Origin of the sequence: Crocosphaera sp. (assembly GCF_030064895.1) — a bacterium.
In the GTDB taxonomy this organism is placed as follows: Bacteria; Cyanobacteriota; Cyanobacteriia; order Cyanobacteriales; family Microcystaceae; genus Crocosphaera.
Window position 1 is genome coordinate 1 of record NZ_JASJEB010000006.1, and the last position, 22256, is coordinate 22256.

20 protein-coding genes and 2 pseudogenes are annotated in these 22256 nt (G+C 33.3%); 12 read left to right on the plus strand and 10 right to left on the minus strand.

Going from position 1 to position 22256, the window contains the following annotated elements; genetic code table 11:
* Positions 1–232 precede the first annotated feature (232 nt).
* Positions 233–493 carry a hypothetical protein gene (locus QNJ66_RS02380; RefSeq protein ID WP_300502688.1) on the plus strand — a complete coding sequence of 87 codons (261 nt, stop codon included), beginning with the start codon at positions 233–235 and terminating at the stop codon, positions 491–493.
* 28 nt (positions 494–521) lie between these two features.
* Here QNJ66_RS02380 and QNJ66_RS02385 read toward each other — a convergent pair.
* Positions 522–626, minus strand: a pseudogene (locus QNJ66_RS02385) (type II toxin-antitoxin system HicB family antitoxin); the annotation flags it as partial.
* A gap of 98 nt (positions 627–724) precedes the next feature.
* On the opposite strand from QNJ66_RS02385, the gene QNJ66_RS02390 reads away from it, so the two are divergent.
* The 4 genes from QNJ66_RS02390 (at position 725) to QNJ66_RS02405 (ending at position 4479) form a co-directional block, all read left to right on the plus strand.
* Complete coding sequence (locus tag QNJ66_RS02390; protein ID WP_300502690.1) at positions 725–3295, plus strand: COR domain-containing protein; 2571 nt, start codon at positions 725–727, stop codon at positions 3293–3295.
* A 33-nt stretch (positions 3296–3328) separates the two neighbouring features.
* Entirely contained in the window at positions 3329–3718 is a 390-nt protein-coding gene (locus tag QNJ66_RS02395; RefSeq protein ID WP_300502692.1) for a hypothetical protein, read from the plus strand.
* A gap of 98 nt (positions 3719–3816) precedes the next feature.
* Positions 3817–4131: a DUF433 domain-containing protein gene (locus tag QNJ66_RS02400; protein ID WP_300502694.1), complete on the plus strand. Its 315-nt coding sequence runs from the start codon at positions 3817–3819 to the stop codon at positions 4129–4131.
* Positions 4132–4479: a DUF5615 family PIN-like protein gene (locus tag QNJ66_RS02405; RefSeq protein WP_300502696.1), complete on the plus strand. Its 348-nt coding sequence runs from the start codon at positions 4132–4134 to the stop codon at positions 4477–4479. It abuts the gene before it with no gap.
* Positions 4480–4561: 82 nt separating this feature from the next.
* On the opposite strand, the gene gcvP is transcribed toward QNJ66_RS02405, so the two are convergent.
* The 3 genes from gcvP to QNJ66_RS02420 form a co-directional block, all read right to left on the minus strand.
* Positions 4562–7528 (minus strand): aminomethyl-transferring glycine dehydrogenase, encoded by a 2967-nt coding sequence (gcvP, locus tag QNJ66_RS02410; protein ID WP_300502698.1) that lies wholly within the window; start codon positions 7526–7528, stop codon positions 4562–4564.
* Positions 7529–7764: 236 nt separating this feature from the next.
* Positions 7765–8040 (minus strand): acyl carrier protein, encoded by a 276-nt coding sequence (locus tag QNJ66_RS02415; protein WP_366146271.1) that lies wholly within the window; start codon positions 8038–8040, stop codon positions 7765–7767.
* Positions 8041–8117: 77 nt separating this feature from the next.
* Positions 8118–8423: a hypothetical protein gene (locus QNJ66_RS02420; RefSeq protein WP_300502699.1), complete on the minus strand. Its 306-nt coding sequence runs from the start codon at positions 8421–8423 to the stop codon at positions 8118–8120.
* A gap of 225 nt (positions 8424–8648) precedes the next feature.
* Between QNJ66_RS02420 and QNJ66_RS02425 the strand changes: the two genes are divergently transcribed.
* The 4 genes from QNJ66_RS02425 to QNJ66_RS02440 all read left to right on the plus strand — a co-directional run bounded on the left by QNJ66_RS02425 (position 8649) and on the right by QNJ66_RS02440 (position 10804).
* Entirely contained in the window at positions 8649–8945 is a 297-nt protein-coding gene (locus tag QNJ66_RS02425; RefSeq protein WP_300502702.1) for a HigA family addiction module antitoxin, read from the plus strand.
* Positions 8946–9011: 66 nt separating this feature from the next.
* On the plus strand, positions 9012–9593 hold the full coding sequence (locus tag QNJ66_RS02430; protein ID WP_300502703.1) for a type I restriction endonuclease subunit R: 582 nt from the start codon (positions 9012–9014) through the stop codon (positions 9591–9593).
* Positions 9594–9648: 55 nt separating this feature from the next.
* On the plus strand, positions 9649–10293 hold the full coding sequence (locus tag QNJ66_RS02435; RefSeq protein ID WP_300502705.1) for a Uma2 family endonuclease: 645 nt from the start codon (positions 9649–9651) through the stop codon (positions 10291–10293).
* Positions 10294–10381: 88 nt separating this feature from the next.
* Entirely contained in the window at positions 10382–10804 is a 423-nt protein-coding gene (locus tag QNJ66_RS02440) for a DCC1-like thiol-disulfide oxidoreductase family protein (protein ID WP_300502707.1), read from the plus strand.
* On the opposite strand, the gene QNJ66_RS02445 is transcribed toward QNJ66_RS02440, so the two are convergent.
* Both QNJ66_RS02445 and QNJ66_RS02450 read right to left on the minus strand, forming a co-directional pair.
* Positions 10805–11998, minus strand: coding sequence for an aminotransferase class V-fold PLP-dependent enzyme (locus QNJ66_RS02445; RefSeq protein WP_300502708.1), 1194 nt, complete (start codon positions 11996–11998; stop codon positions 10805–10807).
* 236 nt (positions 11999–12234) lie between these two features.
* Positions 12235–13719 carry a transposase gene (locus tag QNJ66_RS02450; RefSeq protein WP_300502710.1) on the minus strand — a complete coding sequence of 495 codons (1485 nt, stop codon included), beginning with the start codon at positions 13717–13719 and terminating at the stop codon, positions 12235–12237.
* A 94-nt stretch (positions 13720–13813) separates the two neighbouring features.
* Here QNJ66_RS02450 and tnpA point away from each other — a divergent pair, with 94 nt between their 5' ends.
* Positions 13814–14239 carry an IS200/IS605 family transposase gene (gene tnpA / locus QNJ66_RS02455; protein ID WP_300502868.1) on the plus strand — a complete coding sequence of 142 codons (426 nt, stop codon included), beginning with the start codon at positions 13814–13816 and terminating at the stop codon, positions 14237–14239.
* A 97-nt stretch (positions 14240–14336) separates the two neighbouring features.
* Here tnpA and QNJ66_RS02460 read toward each other — a convergent pair whose 3' ends face one another.
* From QNJ66_RS02460 to QNJ66_RS02470, 3 genes and pseudogenes are all read right to left on the minus strand, one after another.
* Positions 14337–15683, minus strand: coding sequence for a Mur ligase family protein (locus QNJ66_RS02460; protein WP_300502711.1), 1347 nt, complete (start codon positions 15681–15683; stop codon positions 14337–14339).
* 284 nt (positions 15684–15967) lie between these two features.
* Entirely contained in the window at positions 15968–16861 is an 894-nt protein-coding gene (locus tag QNJ66_RS02465; protein ID WP_300502713.1) for an NAD(P)-dependent oxidoreductase, read from the minus strand.
* A 127-nt stretch (positions 16862–16988) separates the two neighbouring features.
* A pseudogene (locus tag QNJ66_RS02470) lies at positions 16989–17108 on the minus strand (formyltetrahydrofolate deformylase); the annotation flags it as partial.
* Between the two features lie 349 nt (positions 17109–17457).
* Here QNJ66_RS02470 and QNJ66_RS02475 point away from each other — a divergent pair.
* A complete protein-coding gene (locus tag QNJ66_RS02475) occupies positions 17458–19212 on the plus strand; it encodes a mechanosensitive ion channel family protein (protein WP_300502715.1) in 1755 nt (584 codons plus the stop codon).
* Positions 19213–19222: 10 nt separating this feature from the next.
* On the opposite strand, the gene QNJ66_RS02480 is transcribed toward QNJ66_RS02475, so the two are convergent.
* Complete coding sequence (locus QNJ66_RS02480) at positions 19223–20269, minus strand: hypothetical protein (protein WP_300502717.1); 1047 nt, start codon at positions 20267–20269, stop codon at positions 19223–19225.
* A gap of 410 nt (positions 20270–20679) precedes the next feature.
* Here QNJ66_RS02480 and QNJ66_RS02485 point away from each other — a divergent pair, with 410 nt between their 5' ends.
* Entirely contained in the window at positions 20680–22146 is a 1467-nt protein-coding gene (locus QNJ66_RS02485) for a serine/threonine-protein kinase (protein ID WP_300502719.1), read from the plus strand.
* The last annotated feature ends 110 nt before the right edge of the window (positions 22147–22256 follow it).

Consider the following 22256-nt stretch of genomic DNA (forward strand, 5'->3'; position numbering starts at 1 on the left):
AGCCAAATTTCTGACCTGGCTTCCCCACTATTAATTTTCCTCCATTCTTAAAAACTAATAAACTTCTCATAGGTTTATTAGGGATGATTTTTTAAAAAAGTCTTTTCATTTTCTTTTTACAAACAGTCTCTAATGATATTTCATCTCATTGTAATGGAATTAGAGCTAAAGTATTGCTATAATAACCTAAATATTAAATTATTGTCCTTTTAAAATTAGAGTGTATTTTGTTATGAAAGCTTACGAATTAACCGCAACTGTAACTGATAATGGACAAATTCAATTACCTGATTTTCGTTTAGCTTCTACTTCCTCCCAACCCTCAACGGTTAAAGTAATTATCTTAGTAGATGAAATTGAAGAAAATCAGAATGAATTAGATAGTTCTGATGAAAATTTTTCCGAGGAAAGCTTTAAAAAATCTTGGCAACAAGCAATAACAGGAGATACTGTACCCTTATCTGAATTATGGGAGGAGACAGATATTGTTTGAAGTAATAGCAACTCGTGAATTTCAAAAATTTGCCATGAGTATGAAATTGTTGCCAAGAAAACTCAGGTAAATGGACTAAAAATAGTTGATCTTCTTCTGACCATTGAATGACCATACTATAATGATATTTCATGATTCACCTTTCATTTTTGCTTGTTTGTCTAGTGCGGTAACTAAGACATATTATAGAAGACAAGATATAATGTTTATAACTGGTCACTGATAACTGATATGACAGACGAAGAATTATTACAGGTTATTGAAGAAGCAGCAAGGGATAAAATAGAATCCTTGGATCTTTGGAATGAGAACTTAAATTCTTTACCCCCTGAAATTGGTCAATTAACTAATCTCACTTCACTTTCTCTGTCGAATAACCAACTAACAAACCTTCCCTCTGAAATTTGTAAACTAACTAATCTCACTTCACTTTCTCTGTGGAATAACCAACTAACAAACCTTCCCTCTGAAATTTGTAAACTAACTAATCTCACTTCACTTTCTCTGTGGAATAACCAACTAACAAATATTCCTGCTGAAATTGGTCAACTAACTAATCTCACTTCACTTTCTCTGTCGAATAACCAACTAACAAATATTCCTGCTGAAATTGGTCAACTAACTAATCTCACTTCACTTTATCTGTCGAATAACCAACTAACAAATATTCCTGCTGAAATTGGTCAACTGACTAATTTACAAGTTCTTTCTTTGTTAAATAATCAATTAATAAATCTTCCTCCTGAAATTAGTAGATTAACTAATCTATATAGATTATCTGTAGGTTTATCTCAATCAAATAGTTTATCCAGTGATCTTAATATAATAATTGACCTAACTAATACAAATAAAATTGATAGACTTTCTATATCATTTAAAAAACTCATTAATATTCCTTATGATATTTTCAAAATAACTCAATTAACTGCACTTGATTTATCTAACAACCAACTAAATACTATTCCCTCTGAAATTGGTCAACTATCTAATTTAGAAATTCTCGATCTTAGCAAAAATAAATTAAATACATTACCAAAAGAAATTAGTAAATTATATAACTTAAGAAATTTAGCATTACGAGATAATCAATTTACAAAGCTTCCTGCTGAAATTGGACTATTGGCATTACAAAGATTAACCTATGGAAATAATCCCTTACAATCTCCTCCAACTTCAATTAGAAAAAAAGGGGTTGCAGCAATAAGAAACTATTTAAAACAACAATTAGAACAAAAAATTGAGCATCTTTATGAAGCAAAATTATTAATTGTTGGAGAACCAGGTGCAGGAAAAACTACCTTAGCGCAAAAAATAAAAAATAATAATTATCAACTCAAAACCTATGAAGAATCTACGGAAGGAATAGATGTCATTCAATGGTCTTTTCCCCTAGATAACGGGAAAAACTTTAGAGTTAATATTTGGGACTTTGGGGGACAAGAAATTTATAAAGAAACCCATCAATTTTTTCTCACCGAAAGATCACTTTATACATTAGTTGCTGATACTCGTAAAGAAAACACAGACTTTTATTACTGGTTAAACGTGGTTGAATTATTGAGTAATAGTAGTCCTATTTTAGTCATTAAAAATGAAAAGCAAGAACGCAAAAGAGACATTAACGAACGACAATTAAGAGGAGAATTTACTAATTTTAAAGAAACTTTAGCCACTAACTTCGCAACTAATAGAGGTTTACCTGAAATTTTAAATAAGATTCAACACTATATCAGTAACTTACCTCATATTGGTGAAGAATTACCGGCATATTGGGTCAAAGTTCGAGAAGTTTTAGAACAAGATACCCGTGATTATATTACTTTTGAAGAATATTTAAACATCTGTAAAGACAAAGGATTTAAAGAGTTAGAAGATATGTTAGTTTTAAGCGGTTATTTTCATGACTTAGGGGTATTTCTACACTTTCAAAATGATGATCTTTTACAGAAAACTATTATTCTTAATACTGCTTGGGGAACTGATGCAGTTTATAAAGTCTTAGATAATGAAAATGTTAGGGCAAATTTAGGTAAATTTAATAAAAATGATTTAAACAATATCTGGAATGAGGAAAAATATATTACCATGCGTAGCGAACTTTTAAAGTTAATGATGAACTTTAAACTATGTTATGAAATACCTAGTCAACCAGGAAATTATATTACACCTCAATTATTAAATGCAGAACAACCAGAGTATGATTGGTATGAAGAAAATAACCTACTTTTGCGCTATGAATATGAATTTATGCCTAAAGGAATTTTAACCCGTTTTATTGTAGAAACCCATGCTATCATTGAGAATGAAACTTGTGTTTGGAAAGAAGGAGTGGTCTTAACTAAAGATGGTGCAAGAGCAGAAATTATTGAACGTTATCGCTATCATAAAGGAGAAATTCGTATACGAGTCTCAGGAACCCGTAAACGAGATTTATTAACCACTATTAGATATGAATTAGACAAAATTCATAATTCTTATGAACGTCTTAAATATAAAACATTAGTCCCCTGTAACTGTTCAAAATGTAAAGGTAGTCAGTCACCCCATTTTTATCCTTGGGATGTGCTTAATAAATTTATTGATGATAAACAACCTACAATTCAATGTCCAATTAGTTATGATATGGTGAATGTACAGGGTTTAGTCAATGATATTATTTCACCCGACCGAACTCCATCTATAAATAACGAGGAAAGTGAAATATCAAACCAATATATAAATAACACAATTAATGTAAATGGTTCCGCTCAAATTCATCAACAAAATCAAGGTGAAGGACAATTCAATATCGATCCTTCTTAATCGACTTTATTAAAAAATAACGAGGAAAATGAAATGTCAAATAAAACCATAAATAATACTTTTCATATTAACGGTTCTACTCAAATTCATCAACAAAACGAAGGTGAAGCAAACTTTAATAACTATGCTTCCCATGCGTCTATCAACAATGCAATAGATGAAATTAAAAATATCCTAAATAAATTAAATAATAAATATTCCAATGTTAGCGAAACAACAGCAACAGAAATTATTAATGCAGAGTTTACACATATTCAAAATAACCAACCCGAAAAATGGGCAATTATCAAACATATATTTGATGGAAAACGCTGGTTAAATGGAGGGAAAACAGCATTTATAAAAGTCGGTGAACATTACAGCGAAAATAACGTATTTTGTAAAGCAGTAGTGGGTTTTGGTGAAGGGTTTAGCGACAGTTAATTATTAATATCCCACATTTGTAGAGACGTTTCATGAAACATCTCTACAGGAAATCAGTTTATTTATTGTATAATTAGGTTAAAGACAAATTAATAACAATGGCTTCAATTTCCACAGATTATAAACACATTCACCTGAATGAACAAGGTACAGCAATAATTATAGGTTCAACCCTCAAAGTCATTGATCTTGTAATAGCAAAAATGGCTTATGGTTGGACACCTGAAGAAATACAGGTTAATCATCGTCATTTAACCATGAGTCAAATTCATTCCGCATTCGCTTATTATTGGGAATATAAAGAACAATTAGATCAAGAAATTCAACAAGAGGTTGAATACGTTAAAAAGTTGCGTTCCCAAGCAGGAGACTCTCCCTTTGTAACCCGACTCAAAGCTGAAGGAGTTCTCTAATTGACTTTACCCCTTTATATGGATGAAAATGTACATGGTGCAATTACCATAGGCTTACGTTTGCGAGAAATCGATGTTTTAACTGTTCAAGAAGATGGTTATTCTGGTGTAGATGATATCATAATTTTAGACCGTGCAACTACCCTAAAAAGACTTATTTTTAGTCAAGATAAAGACTTTTTAATAGAAGCGAATAATCGTCAAGTACAAGGTATGGAATTTGTCGGAGTTATTTATGGTCATCAACTAATGATATCTATCGGTGATTGTATTCGAGATTTAGAGTTAATTGCCAAGTTAGGAAAGTTAGAAGAATTTGCCAATAAAGTACAATATTTACCTCTTTAATTGTCAAATATCATTCGTATTGTACAATCTTTGACGAATAAGAAAATTAAAGTAAGGTGGGCATTGCCCACCCTACAATGTGTTAGTCTTCTTTATAAGCGTCCATTCCGTCGCAAGGACAAATTGAAGGAGTGAAGTTTCTGTCACCATAAGCGTTATCAATACGTCCTACGGTTGGCCAGAACTTATGTTCTTTACTCCAAGAAGCCGGATAAGCTGCCTTTTCACGGGAATAAGGACGATCCCACTCTTGACAAATTACCGTTTCTGCGGTATGGGGCGCATTTTTCAAAGGATTGTTTTTAGGATCAATTGTACCATCTGCGATCGCTTGAGCCTCTTGGTGGATAGTTATCATCGCATCACAGAAACGATCTAACTCCGCTAAGTCTTCGCTTTCCGTGGGTTCAACCATCATGGTCCCACCAACAGGCCAAGATACGGTAGGTGCATGGAAACCAAAGTCCATCAACCGTTTAGCAATATCATCCACCCCTACCTCTGCTTGGTTTTTCAGGGGACGCAGATCAATGATACATTCATGAGCGACACAACCGGATGCACCTTTGAACAAGATGGGATAATAGTCAGCTAAACGAGAGGCCATATAGTTGGCGTTGAGGATAGCCACTTTTGTCGCCTCAGTCAGCCCTTTTTCCCCCATCATAGCGATGTACATCCAAGAAATGACCAGGATACTAGCACTACCCCAAGGGGCTGCGGAAATGGCTCCTATGGATGTGTCTACTTTACCATTACTGTTGGGGTTGGTGAATTTATCCAGGTTGGTTGTGGGTAAGAAGGGGATCAAATGTTCTTTAACACCGATGGGACCCATTCCCGGACCACCACCACCGTGAGGGATACAGAAGGTTTTGTGCAGGTTGAGGTGACAAACATCGGCCCCAAAGTCAGCGGGACGACATACCCCTACTTGGGCGTTCATATTAGCCCCATCCATATATACTTGTCCACCGTGACGATGAACGATATCACAGATGTTAATAATTTCTTCTTCAAATACACCGTGAGTGGAAGGATATGTTACCATTAACGCTCCTAAATTTTCGGAGTGTTTTTCGACTTTTGTCTGCAAGTCTGCAATGTCAATGTTACCCTCTTTATCACATTTCACGGGAACCACTTTCATCCCACACATGACTGCACTAGCAGGGTTTGTGCCGTGTGCAGATGTGGGAATTAAGCAGATATTTCGGTTAGTTTCGCCACGATTTTCATGATATTGACGAATTACTTGTAAACCTGCATATTCACCTTGAGAACCAGCGTTAGGTTGTAAAGAAATACCATCAAATCCTGTTATCTCGCCTAACCATACTTCTAACTGTTGGAAAAGAATTTGATAACCTTCGGTTTGGGATAAGGGGGCAAAAGGATGGAGTTTACCAAACTCTGGCCAAGTTACTGGCATCATTTCGGCTGATGCGTTCAATTTCATAGTACATGATCCCAAGGGAATCATGGAAGTATTCAAAGCTAAGTCTTTGCTTTCTAACTGGTGTAAATAACGCAGTAATTTACTTTCAGAATGATACTGATTGAAAACAGGATAAGTTAAATATTCTGAAGTACGTTTAAAAAAGATAGGGAATTCAAAATTAACTTGTTCTGCTATCTCTTCAACGGTGAAAGGTAAATCATCTTTAGCTGCAAAAATTTGCCACAACTCAACCACATCATGAACTGTAGTAGTTTCATCTAAGCTAATACATAAGACACCTTCTTCGTATAACCTGATATTAATTTTCCGTTCTGCTGCTGCTGCAATCACAGCTTTTACACTGGCATCACCTACCCCAACTTTAACCGTGTCAAAGAAGGGTTCCTCATTAACTGTGTAGCTTAAAGTTTGTAATCCTTTAGCTAAAATTACCGTTAATTGATGTATTCTCTGAGCAATATTTTTAATACCCTCTGGACCATGATACACACCATACATTCCGGCAATAACTGCTAGTAATACCTGCGCTGTACAGATGTTACTGGTAGCTTTGTCTCTACGGATATGTTGTTCTCTGGTTTGCAGTGCTAATCTTAAAGCAGGGTTTCCTTGTGCATCCTTAGATACTCCCACAATACGGCCTGGAATCTTCCGTTGATAGGCTTCTCGGGTGGCGAAATAGGCTGCATGAGGTCCACCATACCCCAAGGGTACACCAAAGCGTTGAGTGCTGCCTACGGCGATATCTGCGCCAAATTCTCCGGGGGGTGTTAATAGTGCTAAGCTCAAGGGGTCAGCCGCAACGGTAACTAATGCACCCTTACTATGTGCGCTTTCGATAAAGGTGCGATAGTCGTAGATAGTGCCATCGGTAGCAGGATATTGTAATAATGCGCCAAAAATTTCTTTATCAAACTCAAAGAAGCGATGATCGGCAATAATTAACTCAATACCTAATGGATACGCCCTTGTTTTAATGACTTCAATGGTTTGGGGGTGACAATGGGAGTCCACAAAGAAAGCATTAGCATTTTTATTCTTACATAAACCATAACTCATGCTCATGGCTTCTGCTGCTGCTGTACCTTCATCAAGTAAGGAAGAGTTAGCAATTTCGAGTCCAGTTAACTCTACTATCATAGTTTGATAGTTTAACAGTGCTTCTAGTCTTCCTTGAGCAATTTCTGCCTGATATGGGGTGTAAGCAGTATACCAACCTGGATTTTCTAGGATGTTGCGTTGAATGACTGGGGGAGTGATACAGTCATGATAACCCATGCCGATATAGGAGCGAAATATCTCATTTTTGGAAGCAATAGACTTTAATTGAGCTAATGCACCGTATTCGCTCTGTGCTTCGGGTAAATTCAGTGGTTTACTGAGGCGGATGGCTTGGGGTACTGTAGCATCAATGAGTTGATCTAGGGTGGAAAATCCTAGCACCTTGAGCATTTTATCAACTTCTTGGCTATTGGGCCCAATGTGTCGATTGATAAAGCTATCAGTAGGAGCAAGCTTATTTTCAAGATTATAAGTTTTATTGTCGTTTGTTTTGGTTTGATTAGCAGTAATATCCAGGTTAGGCATATCAATGATGATGGTTTTCTTATGTTAGAGTGTCACAAATGAGCGTCCTGGATACTTATTGTAATCTTTTGTAACATTAATCTGCAATGTTTATTCAATATTTTGATTAAGATTATTTTTTTGTCTATAAAAAATAGAAGGTTAGCAAGATAAAAATGAGCAAATAATTATTAATATTGATGCTCCTTTGCCCACCTCAAAAATATCATACTTTTTATTGTTATTAGCTAGTCAAGTTATTGATTTTCTGCCATAATTTGAACAATCCCATCTAACATTTGACCAACAGTAAAACTATATATTTCCGTCTGTTGGCCATATAAACTTATAACGCCTCTTCTATCAAAAAAATCATCTGGAACTTCAATATTAAAATGTTCTTCGATTTCCATTATAAGCTCAACCGAATCCAAAGAATCTGCTCCTAAATCTTCAATATTACTGTCTATGGTAATTTTATCCAATTCAATTTCTAATTGCTCACTAACTATATACTGAACTTGAGAAAAAATATAGGCTACATTTTCACTTCGTTCTGATTAGTTTAATTTTTTTGATAAATCACTTAATCGTGATTCATCAATCTGTTTTATGAGAGATTTTTTAGCAGCATATTTGGTTTTTTCTTCATAGATTTTTCTTTTTTTTCAGCGTTAATCTTAGCAAAATGTCTATTTAAAGTTTCAATTCGTTCATTGATGACATTACAAATAATTGATAATTCAATTTTATATCCACTTTCAGTATAAATTTTTGATGCTATTTTATAAACTAGATCATCACATTGATCAACAAGCATATTTAACCCTATTTCATTGTTAGGTATATTGTCATCTAAATAAGATGAGATAACTTTTTTGATAATCTTTAAAGTGTATGCTTGATCATCAGTCATTTTTATAGATACTCCTAAATAAGTCTAGTTATAATATTCCCAAAATTGACAATTAAGTGATCATCTATCATTGATCTTTTTTTAATCTAGACTAAGCAATATATTACAAGTTTGGGCATAATAATATTATGCCCCTACGAATACATTATTGTAGGGGTTTAACAGTGTTAAACCCAGAAAGCTAATTTTCTAATAACCGAAACCTGATTATTATCTAATTTAACCATGAAGAATGTTTTATTATCTAATCCCCATGCAGGTGAAATTTTGAAATATGAATTTCTAGATGAATTAAATATGAGTAACGATGACTTAGCAAAAGTTATTCATGTTTCTAATTTAATCATCAACAAAATTATTAATGCTGAAACTCCTGTTACTGCTGAAATTGACTTACGGTTATGTCGCTATTTTAATTTATCAGACGGTTATTTTTTAAGACTCCAGAATGATTATGAAATCATGGAAGCAAAAAGAACATTAGGAGAAACTTTAAACAACATTATTCCTCTCAATCAATAATTTGGGCATAATAGTATTATGCCCCTACAATATATAATAAATGTAGAGGTTTACTTGAGGTTACTTATGAATCAAGTTGTATCAATTACTAAATCAATCAATAGTTATGAAGATGTTCATCAAAAGTTCAATCTGAAAAGAACTGAAAAAGAACAATTTTTTTTAGAATGGTTTGAAAATATACCAGAATTAACCGAGTATGAAAAATCAACTTTAGACAAAATCAGACAGAGATATATTAATCATAGGGAAAAAGGACTACTAACAGAATCAACTGTAATTATTTTAGTGATTGCACCTCTATTAGAATTAGCTGGTTTTTATGATCCACCCTTTATGATTAAAGCAGAGGAATCTCTAGAAATTGAATTACAAAACCAAGAAGAAATTTTAAGAGGGTGTATCGATGTTTTAGTAATTAAAGATAAGTTATGGATATTAATAGTTGAAGCAAAAAATACACAATTAACTGCTGAATTAGCTATTCCTCAATGTTTAGCTTATATGATGGGTCATTCTAATATTGAAAAACCTATTTTTGGATTAGTTAGCAATGGAGGAGAATTTATATTATTAAAACTGAGTAAACAAGAAACAGCAGAATATGATATTTCTAGAATCTTCTCTTTATTACCTCGTCAAAATTAATTGTATAATGTTTTTAGTTTTCTGAAACAGATTAAAAATTAACTTAAAAATACCTATGATAGCAGTACAATTACAACAAATTTCTATTCCCCCAGGACAACATATTGTCTTAAAAAATATCAATTGGCAAAAATTTGAGAACATTCTTCTAGAATTAGGAGAAAGTCGATCATCTCGAATATATTATTATCAAGAAACTTTAGAACTTATGACACCATTACCAGAACATGAACGAATAAAAGTTATTTTATCAGACTTAATTAAAGTCTTATTAGATGAATTAAACATGAACTGGGAATCACTGGGATCAACAACTTTTAAACGAGAAGATATGCAAGCAGGAGTTGAACCTGATGACTGTTTTTATATTCAAAATTATGAACAAGTAATCGGTAAAAATAGAATTGATTTAACTATTGATTCACCTCCAGATTTAGTATTAGAAATTGATCTAACATCCAAAACTCAAATTAACGCTTATCAATCTCTAAAAGTTCCTGAGATTTGGATATATGACGAAAGTAAACTTGAAATTTATTGTTTACAAAATGAACAATATATACTTTCTCAAAATAGTATAATTTTTCCTGATTTTCCTATACAAGAAGCTATGATAAGGTTTTTAAAAATGAGTCAAAGCATAGGAACAACCCAAACTTTAAAACAGTTTCGTAACTGGATAAGATCAGCTATTAATTAAAAACCAATAATTGATAACTGATAACTGATAACTGTTCACTGTTCACTAAAAATATGTTAAGCTATAAAAAAAATTATTTTAAAACATCATGGTTTATCATATTATTTACGACGGAAACTGCAATCTTTGTGTAACATTTACCCAACTTTTAGCACAGTTTGATCAAGGAAATATTTTTGATTATATTCCCATGCAAGATCAAACAACATTACAACAGTTTAATATCACTCCAAAAGATTGCGAAATGGGGATGATTTTAATAGATGATAATAACACAAAAAAACGTTGGCAAGGGAGTAATGCAGCAGAAGAAATCGTTAATTTATTGCCATTAGGACAAGCATTTATCCTCGCTTATCGTGCTTTACCAGGAATGAAATGGTTAGGGGATAAAACCTATGAACAAGTGAGAGATAACCGTTATAATTGGTTTGGAAAAAGAGACAATACTTATCAGTCTCCTTATCCCTTTGGTTGTCATGAAAACGATAATTGTTCTGTTTCTAATTAATTAAAACATCAACGAAATAGCCTTAATTAATTGTTCAATTTCATCTGGTAAAGTAAAGTAATGAACACAAGCACGGATACTGTCAGGATCACGCAGTTTTCTTAATAAAAATCCTTGCTTTTCTAACTTCTGAACAATAGTTTGATGACTCATATTACTATCAACCGTAAACGAAACCAAGCCAGATTCTGGAGGAGAATTTTTTAAACAGTTAATAGCAGAAATATTGGATAAACCTTGCCATAGATATTCACTCAATCGACAAATTTGTTGATAACGTTGTTCTGAATTTCCCCAATTATTATGAACAGAAATAGCCGCCCTTAAACCTTCATATTGAGGATATGATGATGTAGCAACCTCAAACTTTTCTCCATTACTTTTAAAATCAATAGGTTGACCTTTTTCATCAATATTAATGCTTCGCCAACCAATAAAAGTAGGACTAACTAAATCAAAAATTTCTGGACGGATATAAAGTCCCCCAACACCAGCCGGTCCACAGAACCATTTATGACCAGTAAAAGCATAAAAATCAACCTCAGTTTCTGCTAATTTTAAAGGTAAAGAACCAGCAGATTGCGCAGCATCAGCTAAAACTAAAATAGGGCGATCGCTCCCCGAATAATTATGACAAAGAGAGCTAATTTCTTTCAATGGCAAAATCTGTCCAGTATTCCATAATAAATGACTAAAAACCAACAGTTTTGTTTGTGGTTTTAAGTATTGTTTAATAACCTCAACTGGATCACCTTCATTTAAAGTATTTAAAATAGGACAAACATCAATTTCTACCCCAAACCTTTTAGATATTTCTTGCGCTGTAGCAATGATTCCATGATGTTCACAATCAGTCATTAAAATGCGATCACCCTGCTGCCAATCAAGTCCCCAAAGAGCAATATTACAGCCATAAGTAACATTTTCTGTTAAAGTAATTGTTGAAGGTTCAACACTTAACTCTTGAGCGATCGCTGCTCGTAATAATTCCGTTTTTTGTGTAATCCAATCATAAACTTTTAAAGAAAAAGGACCCTGTTGTTGTAGAAAATTATGAGCATCAATAATCGCTTCTAAACCGGCACGAGGTAAAGTACCTTGTCCCCCAAAATTAAAATAAACTTTATTATTTAGTCCAGGAAACTCTTGTCTTTGTTGTTGGACTTCAGAAAGAAAAGCTTGGGGATAAATCATACAGTAAGTAATCGAAATTAGCTAAAAAATAAGTAGAGGATAAAAATTATCCTTATTTTAGTCTATGAGCGATCCCTAATTTTAGCAATAGAACTTATATTACTTTTCGGTTGAGTGAGTGTGGGGAGTTTGGGAGGGGTGGGGAGGGGTGGGAAGTGTGGGGACTATTGAGATTTTAATGTTTAATCTATGCAAATGAAAGCAATTGACGCTCTCCTGGCTGAAGCGCAGGAGATTCATAACGAATCCCTGTCGGGATGGTTATTTTCTTGATTGAATAGACTTAATTGAAAAGCATATTCTTTCAAGTTCCCAGGCTCATTACGTTTGCCATTGCTGGCGTAATGATATTTCCTTTTACCCGTTGTTAGTTCAACGGTGGGCGTTTGAAACAAATTTAATTGTTTCGGTTCCGGCAAGTCCCTCCGTACCTTTTGGCTAAACTTTTTAACTATGTTTAAGCTATAGTGATTAATTGCCTTATTCTTGATATTAATACTCGCTTGAAAATTGGCATCATCAACATGACCACAGTTAGTACAAAGGAATTTTTCTCCTTCTCTATTATCGGGATCTATATGATGACAAACCGAACATTCTTGCGAAGTATGGCGGGGATTAACCCTTAAAACAATCTTTCCTGACTTAGCAGCCATGTACTCAATTTTTTGGGTCAATGAATACCACGAAGCATCAGCAATTAATCTGTTTAAAGCCCTTTTAGCACTTTGTCCATTTTTCAGAAACCTTCCTGTGTTTTGATCATATTTAGGTTTGCACCTCTTAATCATGTTAGAAATCTGCAAATCCTCTACCGCTATGCCATCAGATTTTGAGACAATTTTTTTAGCTGTTTGCCATTGATAAGATTCTCGCTTAACAGCAATTCGATGTTGAAACCGAGAAAGTCTTCTCCCCACTTTTTGCCTATTATTAGATCGTTTCTTTTTGCGACTAACTCTCCTTTGACGAATTTTATGTAATCTTTTAGTTGTCTTATTTGTGGCAAATCTAGGATTGTCAATAGCTGAATAGTCTGAACAATAAATCAACTTACCTAAACCCATATCTAACCCCGTTACTGTTGTAATCTCTTCTAGGTTTTTTACAGGGAAAGTAGGGACTGATTTATCTTCTATTCTGACTGAAATGTAATAACCGTTACTCTTTTTTCTAACTGTAACTGACTTAATCTTAAACCCATCAGGCATAGGACGAGAATTGTAAAATTTTACCCATCCCAATTTAGGTAAATAGATTTTATTTCCCTTTATTTTTACTCCAGTGGCATAAGTAAAAGAACGATATTTACTCTTGTTCTTAAATTTAGGAAATCCTTTTTTCTGCTGAAAAAAGTTGTTATAGGCTTTATCTAACCGTCTGAGATTTTGTTGTAGGACAGTAGAATCTATTTCGTCATACCAAGGTCTTGCTTGTTTTAGATTAGGTAGTTCGGTTATTTGTATATTAACTGGGCTTCTTTTCTTACCTTTGTTAGACCAAGGATTCCCCGTTGCCCCTCCTAATAAACAAGTTAAAGGAGTAATAATGACTTTTGTTCTTAAATCGCAATAGTCTCCACAAATATATCTTTGATAATAGGTATCTATGCGATCTGCTAAAGACCAATTATAGTTAGCTCTAAGCATATCTATCCATCGGTCAATCTTGTCTGACTGACTTATATTTGGACGCAGCTTATAGCAATACCCTAAAATCAATGTAGTTAGCTGAATTGTGGACTATACTATACTTATCTACATCATTCTAACATTATATTTTCTAGATGTCACAACAAGCGGTGCGACCCCGGCGATTCGTAATCGCCTAGGGAACGCGCACCAAGACAACAGAAAAACTTCACATACTGTTTCACTGATTAATTATCATTTTGTCTGGATACCTAAACGGAGGAAAAAAGTCTTAGTTGGTGACGTGGAGAAAAGATTACGTCAGATTATTTGGGAAGTTTGCCAAGAGAATGATTGGATTATTATAGCTTTAGAAATCATGCCAGACCATGTACACTTATTGGTTAATGTTTTACCAACTATTCCTCCTCATAAAATCGTCAAAGCTATTAAGGGAAGAAGTTCTCCATATCTACGCCAAGAATTTCCCCATTTGATGAAAATTCCTAGTCTTTGGACACATTCTTATTTCGTCTCAACTGCTGGTAATGTTTCCTCTGAAACTATTCGTAGATATATCGAAGAACAACGACATCATGATACCACTTAATGCTTTTCCATAAGTCGATGTTCACGGCTAATAAATTAGCCGAGTCGTGCTTCATCTCCTACTTAAAAGATAGGAGTTTTTGCACTCCCGTGTTTTGTTATAAAATTTGGCGACCTGTTAAGATACCTCTAACTTCTAACATAGCGGAGTAGGTGGGGACAATGTGTAAAGTTTCTTCTTCTTTTGTCAGGTTTAAGGCTGTTTCTATGGCTTCTTTTAAATCTTCTTTCACCACCAGTTTAACACAACTATTTTTTTCTGGTTGGGTCTCCTGACTATATTTGAGACGTAAGGCCATGTCATAAGTGCGATCACCACTAACTACTAAGTTCCCACCTAATTTGACTAAAGGTTCTGTATCTACATCCCAGATCCAAGAAACATCTGTTCCATCGGGAATTCTATCATTTAATACTAATAATGTAGTAGAAGATTTACCTGTTTTTTTAATATCATTAACCGCCCTAATAGTTTCATTCATCCCCACTGGGTTTTTAGATAATAAAATACGAACGTGTTTACCATTAATTGTTAATTCTTCTGCTCTACCAAAGGCGGCTTTAAAGTTCTTAACTGTCTGAAAAATTGCAGGTTTTTCAATGTTTAATTCTTGCGCAATCAACCCAGCAGCTAAAGTGTTATATTTATTATAAACTCCGATCAAAATTTGTGGCCAGTCTTGACTATCTAAGGCGAGTTTACTTTTTTTGAATCCACATTTTTCGCAATTATAATCCCCTAAATGAGATAAATAAACCCCTTGATAGGTTAAAGGATGACCACAACTAGGACAGTAAATTGAATCAACAGCATGGGGAATTTCTTCTAAATACAAATTCGGTTCAGAAAGGCCAAAATAACTAATTTTTTGGTTTAACTGTTGTCCTAAATAAGAAAGAGTGGGATCATCAGCATTTAAAATAATAACCGTATTAGGAGAAAGAGGCGCTATAGCTTTTTGCCAGCGTTGACTAATAGCATCAACTTCACCGTAACGATCTAATTGATCTCTAAATAGATTCAGTCCTAAAATAACTCTAGGTTGACAGTCCTTTAATAGAAGCGGCACAATGTTTTCGTCCACTTCCAAAATAGCATAATCTGCCGTTAATGTACCAACTAAGTTAGTATTTCCTAATAAAGCTGTGACCAAGCCATTAATTAAGTTAGCACCGGTTTCATTATGGGCAACTTTATAATTTTGGTCTTCTAAAATACTTCTTAATAGTAGAGAAGTGGTAGTTTTCCCATTGGTTCCTACTACTAAGATAACCCCTTGTTTCACTTGTTCACAGAGTAAGGATAAGAGTCTAGGATGAAAACGACGAGAAATAGCCCCAGGCAACACACTAGCAGCCCCTAAACCAAAGAAACGAACCGTAGCAGTGACAGTTTTTGCTACAACTACAGCTAACCCTAAACGAACACGATCAACTACATTCATAGTTTAGATAGTTTATCCTAGATAACCTTTAAATTATTTAGAATAACACGATTAACTTATTTTTGTTAACTTCCATAACCGAAAAAACTGTCACTGATGACTGTCCAGAAATAACAATTAACATATATCATCTTTTTTTTACCATAAATTAACTCAGACCAAATGAGGTGTAGCAAAAATTTATAAACAGCTTGTAGTAGCTTTTAAGCTTCAACTAAAGGGTAATTATTTTAGGATACCAATGTTCAATTAAATAACTTGTTGTTCCTTAAAAAAATAATTTATTAGGCATTTTTTTCTTGATTATAATAACGAATCATGGCTTGAGTTCCCTGTTCTTTTCCCTCACCATTATCCAGATTAGCTACTACTTTTAAAAAGTTTTCTGCTAAGGTAACTCCTGGTAATTTACCATCTGATTGTGCCATGATTTCTTGAACTAATCGTAAATCTTTTAATAGATGTTTAATAGCAAAACCTGGTTCTAAATCTGAGTCTATAATTTTGGGGCCCAAGTTAGCTAAAGCCCAGGAACCAGCAGCCCCTGTACGACAAACTTCTATCATTAAATTGGGATCAATATCTTGTTTTTCTGCCATTTTTAGTGCTTCACACAAGGCAATCATGTGAACCGCACATAAGGCTTGATTACACATTTTAACAGCTTGTCCATTGCCTGTAGAACCGCAATATATAATATTTTTTCCCATCGCTTCAAAATAGGGCAAACATTGCTCAAAATCTTTTTTTTCTCCCCCAACCATGATAGTTAGAGTTCCTTGTTTAGCACCAATATCTCCCCCAGAAATTGGGGCATCTAAAAAACGAAAATTTTGCGCTTTTAATTGATTACCAATATCACGGGCAGCTTGGGTACCAATGGTGCTAAAATCAACAATTAGTGAGCCAGGTTTAGCATAGTTAATAATACCATTTTCTTGAAAGATAATATCATTAACATCAGGCACATCTCCGACACAAGTAAAAATAACTTCAGCCTCTCTAACAGCCGCTTCAATGGAAGGGCAAATAGTCGCACCTGCTTCCTGTGCTATGGTAATGCCAGGACGGTTCGGGGTACGATTCCAAGCGTTGACAGCAAACCCTTTTTTGGCTAAATTTGCTACCATAAACCCTCCCATTAAACCAAGTCCAATAAATGCTAGTTTTTTTGTCATGAGTAATTCAATAAATTGTTTTTTGTAATGGTTAATACTATTTTATAATAAAGAGAAATTATAATAAAAATTTTAGTGAAACTTAACGATTGACGATTCAAGAATTAAGATGTTTGTTAGAAAGGAATTAAGCAAATACAACAGTGCGATTTCCATAGACTAACACTCTATGTTGTAAGTGTAAACGAACTGCTCTCGCTAAGACAACTCTTTCTAAATCTTTTCCTTTACGAATTAAGTCAGCAATTTCTATATTCTAACTAAAATTTCTCAAAAACTCTATTAACTGTTCAGTGAAAATCAATCTTTGATAATTTCTCAGTGAACATTAATCTAAATTATCTCTTTGTGAAGCTAGATATTAGGTTTAATTTTGTTTAATTTATTAATATTTTGAATTCTTTAATAAGATTTCTTGAATTTTTAATAAAACTAAAAAAAGTATTAATTTTGATTGTTGATTCAAGGTTTCAACTTTAGAATATTATATGCGAATCTAAGGGTAAATTTTAATGATTATCAAGACTCGAACAATAAGGTCTCTTTTTTTAACAATGCTTTTAACCTTGCTTTGTTTAGTGAGTCTTCATTTTTGGATGCCAAGTATCGCACATATTCAAGCAATTAGCTGGTCAGAAATCAGTAATCAAAAACAATTACCATCTCAATATATTTTAGCTCAAGAAAAAGAGCAAGAAAATAATAAATATAATGGAGATAATCAAGAATCTTCTTCTGATAATTTAGACAAAAAAAATTATCCTCATCCAGTTACATTAGATGGAGAAATAATATTTGAATATAAGCTCCAAGTAGAAAAACTACAAAATAAACAACGAGCAGAAGAAGCCAGCGAAAGAGTTAAAGACATTGCTAATGATCGTTCAATTTCTGTAGAAGATTTTTCTATAAGAGATTTAAAAGCTTTAGAATTGGAAGGTTTGCGCTTAATTTTTGCTGATAATAAAATGATCTTAGCTATCACTCAAGCTGATGCTGATGTTGAGAATCAATCTCTAGATGAACTAGCTGAATCTTATTTACAAGAAGTTAAGAAGGCTATCATCAAATATCGAGAGGAAAGAAAATTACAGAACTTTATATTGAGAGGAATAGGTATTATATTATCTACTATTGTTCTGATTTTTATCTTCCGATTTTTAAACTGGTTTTTTCCTTGGCTAGGTCGTCAAATTACTAGAGATCAAGGTTTTATTTTTAGAAATATAAACATTCAAAACTGGAATATTCTTACTGTTAAACAAGAAAAAAGGATTGCTCTGTTTATTTTAAAACTAATTCGCTGGTTTATTACCCTAACTTTTCTCTATTTTTATATACCTTTTCTATTAAGTTTATTTCCTCAGACAGAACGGTTAGCAAACAGTATTTTTAGTTCATTTTTTGGAGTATTGGCAAAAGTTTGGGCTGAATTTATTGCTTATGTACCTAATTTATTTTTAATTGTTGTTACGCTTATCATAACACATTATTTAATCCGTTTATGTGACCCATTTTTTAAAGCTATAGAAGACGAAAGAATTATCATTTCTGGATTTTATCCTGACTGGGCGCAACCAACCTATAAATTAACTGTTATTTTAATTTGTGGTTTAGCAGCAGCCATAATTTTTCCCTATTTACCAGGGTTTAATTCTCCTGCATTTCAAGGAATTTCTATCCTTGCTGGTGCCTTAGTCACGTTTGGAGGAGCGAGTACCATTGCTAATTTAATTGCAGGATTTGTGGTTATTTACACCCGCGCTTTTCAACTAGGCGATCGCATAAAAGTTAGTGAATATCGAGGGGTTGTAATTGACAAAACGATCCTATCAACTCGTATTTGTAACGGTAATAATGAAATTATTACCATCCCTAATTCTATTTTAATCGCCAGTTCAATTATTAATTATAGTGCGACAATAAGGGATTTAAAAGAACCTTTAGTCATTGATACTACTATCACATTAGGCTACGATGTTCCTTGGCGTTTAGTCTATGAAACCTTAATTAATTGTGCTTTAGAAACCACTGATATTTTAGAATATCCTGAACCTTATGTATGGCAAACAAGTTTAGATGATTTTTATATTAGTTATCAACTTCGGGTTTACACAAATAAGACAAAATCCGTTGCTATTGGTAATATTTATAGTGAATTACATCAAAATATTCAAGATAAATGTGCGGAAGTTGGCATTGAAATTATGTCTCCTCATTATGCTGCGGTTAGAGATGGCCATCAAAACACGATTCCTGAAGATTATTTACCTAAAGATTATGAAACTCCAGGGTTTCGTTTGCAGCCATTAAAATCATTTTTTAAACAAAATATTGAGAAAGATAATTAGATAACTAAGGTTAATTTCCACGATGAATTTTAGTTAAATCAGAGATGCCAAAATAACAAAGAAGTCCACCCAAACCGGCTACAATAAAAGAAACTATATTTTTGCCTCCGATCGCATAAAATATAGTAACAATCTCGTTAACTTGCTCAGTGGTGTCTCTTGATTGCTCAAAATAGCTCAAATATCCGTACAATACAGCCGAGAGAATAAAAGCAGAAATTCCCCCATAAATACGTTGTTGTGCCTTCCTTTTGAGGCGTTTACGATGAGAACTAGGAGAAGTTACAATGGGTGTCTTATGTACATTGGAAACATCAGTCTCCGTGTTTAATTGACCGGAACTGCTATAGTTATGTGCTGATTCTGGGGTACTATTAGCCTCTTCTGCTATTTTTTCGCGTTCTCCTTCTTTTTCAAGTTTAATCGATTGGATTTTATCGATAAGATCCGAATTATTGGGATTTAGTTGTAAAGAAGTTTGATACATACACAAGGCAGACATTAAGTCTCCCATCTCTTCCAAAACATTTCCCTGTCCTTCTAACGCGATCGCATAATCTTTTGGGGTAATATAAGGATCGATACCCTCGATGCTTTGATAAGCTTCTAAGGCTTTCTCAGATTGTCCCATTAATTGCCAAATATGGGCTTTTTCGATGGTATAACGAGGACTATTCGGTTCTAAGTCTGCGCCAGTTTCCAGATAATTAAGAGCTTGTTCATAATTTTTGGACTTAATTTCCAAAAGTGCCAAATAAAAATAGGCTTTAGGATAAGCACAGGGATAAAAAGAGATTTTCTGCTTATTTTTGTCTGGATGATCACAGTTTAGATAATGTTCATGGTCAGAGGGATGCCAAAATTTTATATATAAGTTACCTTGTTTATCTTTAAATTGTGTCTGATAATCTAGGGGACAATGTTTGATAACTGATAATAACAAGGATTGAGCTTTGCTGTACTCTTGTTTGGAGAAAGCTTTAATGGCTAAATCGACTAATTTGGCATCTTTAGTTTCTCTGTTGTCTATTGTAGAGGTAACTTTATAGTTTGGCATGATTCTTAATTAAATAGGTAGCGGGAATGTAGGATGATATGTAGACCATCGGTTAATTTAGGAAGAGGAAACACTTATTTAAAAGCAAACTCAGAATTCCTATTTTCTGTTTATTTTTACCCATATAGAGATAAGTCTTTACATAGCTTAACCATAGCAACCTACTCATACAAATTTAGATAGATAGGATCTCTATAAATATAGTTTTCCCGTTTTCTCATCAAAAATAATCTTTTCTGAAAAATTGACACTAAAAAAGGTAGTATTCCATTATTTTACAAAAATCATCCTTCGAGTTTGACGGGGAGACGAGGAGTATAGGAGAAGTCAGAAGTCAGAACTCAGAAGTATAATTGATAAATGATAAATTCTGTGGACATTGTGTGGATAGTTAGGTTAAAGAAAAAAAGATGATTAATTCTATTATTGCAGATCGCTATAAAATTTGCGATCGCTTAGGAGAAGGAGGAACTGCTATTACTTACAAAGCGGTTGATTTAAACACTTCTCAAGAGGTTGCTATTAAGGTGTTATCTTTGGATAATGTTGATTGGAAACAAGCTGATCTTTTTGAAAAACGAGAAGTTAAGACATTAAGACAACTAAACCATCCTAGAATACCTCGATATATTGATTATTTTGTTAGTGATCATGAAGATAATTTTTATTGTCCTATGATATCTCAAAAGTCATTACAAGATTTTGTGGAAGCAGGAATTTTACTTCAAAAATTCTATTTAGTACAGGAATTAGTTAAGGGTAAAAACTTAGTTGAATGGCGAGATAATATTAATAAAGTTAATCAAAAAGAAATAGAAAATATTGCTATACAAGTTTTAGATATATTAACTTATTTACAAACTTTAATACCTCCAGTTGTTCATAGGGATATTAAACCACAAAATCTAATTTATACGGAGAATAAAGAGATATTTTTGGTTGATTTTGGAGCCGTTCCTGATCAAGTTGGTAAGACAAGTTATGGTACTACTTTTGTGGGAACACAAGGATATATGGCACCAGAACAAGGAAGCGGTGGTAAAGTGTCTTTAGCTACTGATTTATATGGGTTAGGAGCAACTTTAATCTATCTTTTATCGGGTAGAAATCCCTCAGACTTACCTCTTAAAAGATTGAAAATAAATTTTAGACAAGAGATTAAACTATCTTCTAAGTTTGCTCAATGGTTAGATGTGTTATTGGAGTTTGAGCCTGAAAATCGTTTTCAGAATGCTCAAATAGCATTAAATGTGTTAGAAGGTCAAGGTAACATAAAAGACTATATTAAAAAGAATCTAGGCCGACCTAAATATAGTTCAATTAGTTTAACTAAGACGAAGCAAGAATTAATGATTAAAATTCCTTGTGCATTAAACCGTAAACGTTGGAATTATGCTTTAGGTATCCTAGGAATTAGTTTTTATATTATTGCTTTTTTAATTCTTTTAATTATCACAATTTCTACTTATAATATTTTTTGGCGAATTCCTATTTTTATTTATGCTTTCTTATTAGTGCTTCAACCTTTTAAAAAGTTTAAAGATGTAAAAATAGTTAAGTTGGTAATTTTAGTAGGAAGCATATTACCTTTTATTTTAAATGTAAATTATTCCATAATAGCTTCATTCTTAATATTGATTATAGAAACTTTTTCTGGTGATTTGATATCTAAGATTGTCAGGGATTTATTGTTTGACACTCAAATTAAAATTAAGAAAAATACTGGGATATTTTTACAAGAAAAATTTAGTTTTCTTGTAAAGCAAAATAGAAAATTATTGTTTAAAGAAACATCACTGAGTAAAATATCAAAATTGTTAACTAGAAGAGAAAAACAATGGTTAAATGATGAAATCAAACGCTTTTTAAAAGATTAATGTATCAGTAGGGGTTTAATACCATTAAACCCATTCAAACCAATACTAGAATGTTAAAGAGATTCCTCGTACCTCGGAATGAAACAGAAAGAGACATAGAAATGGCCATT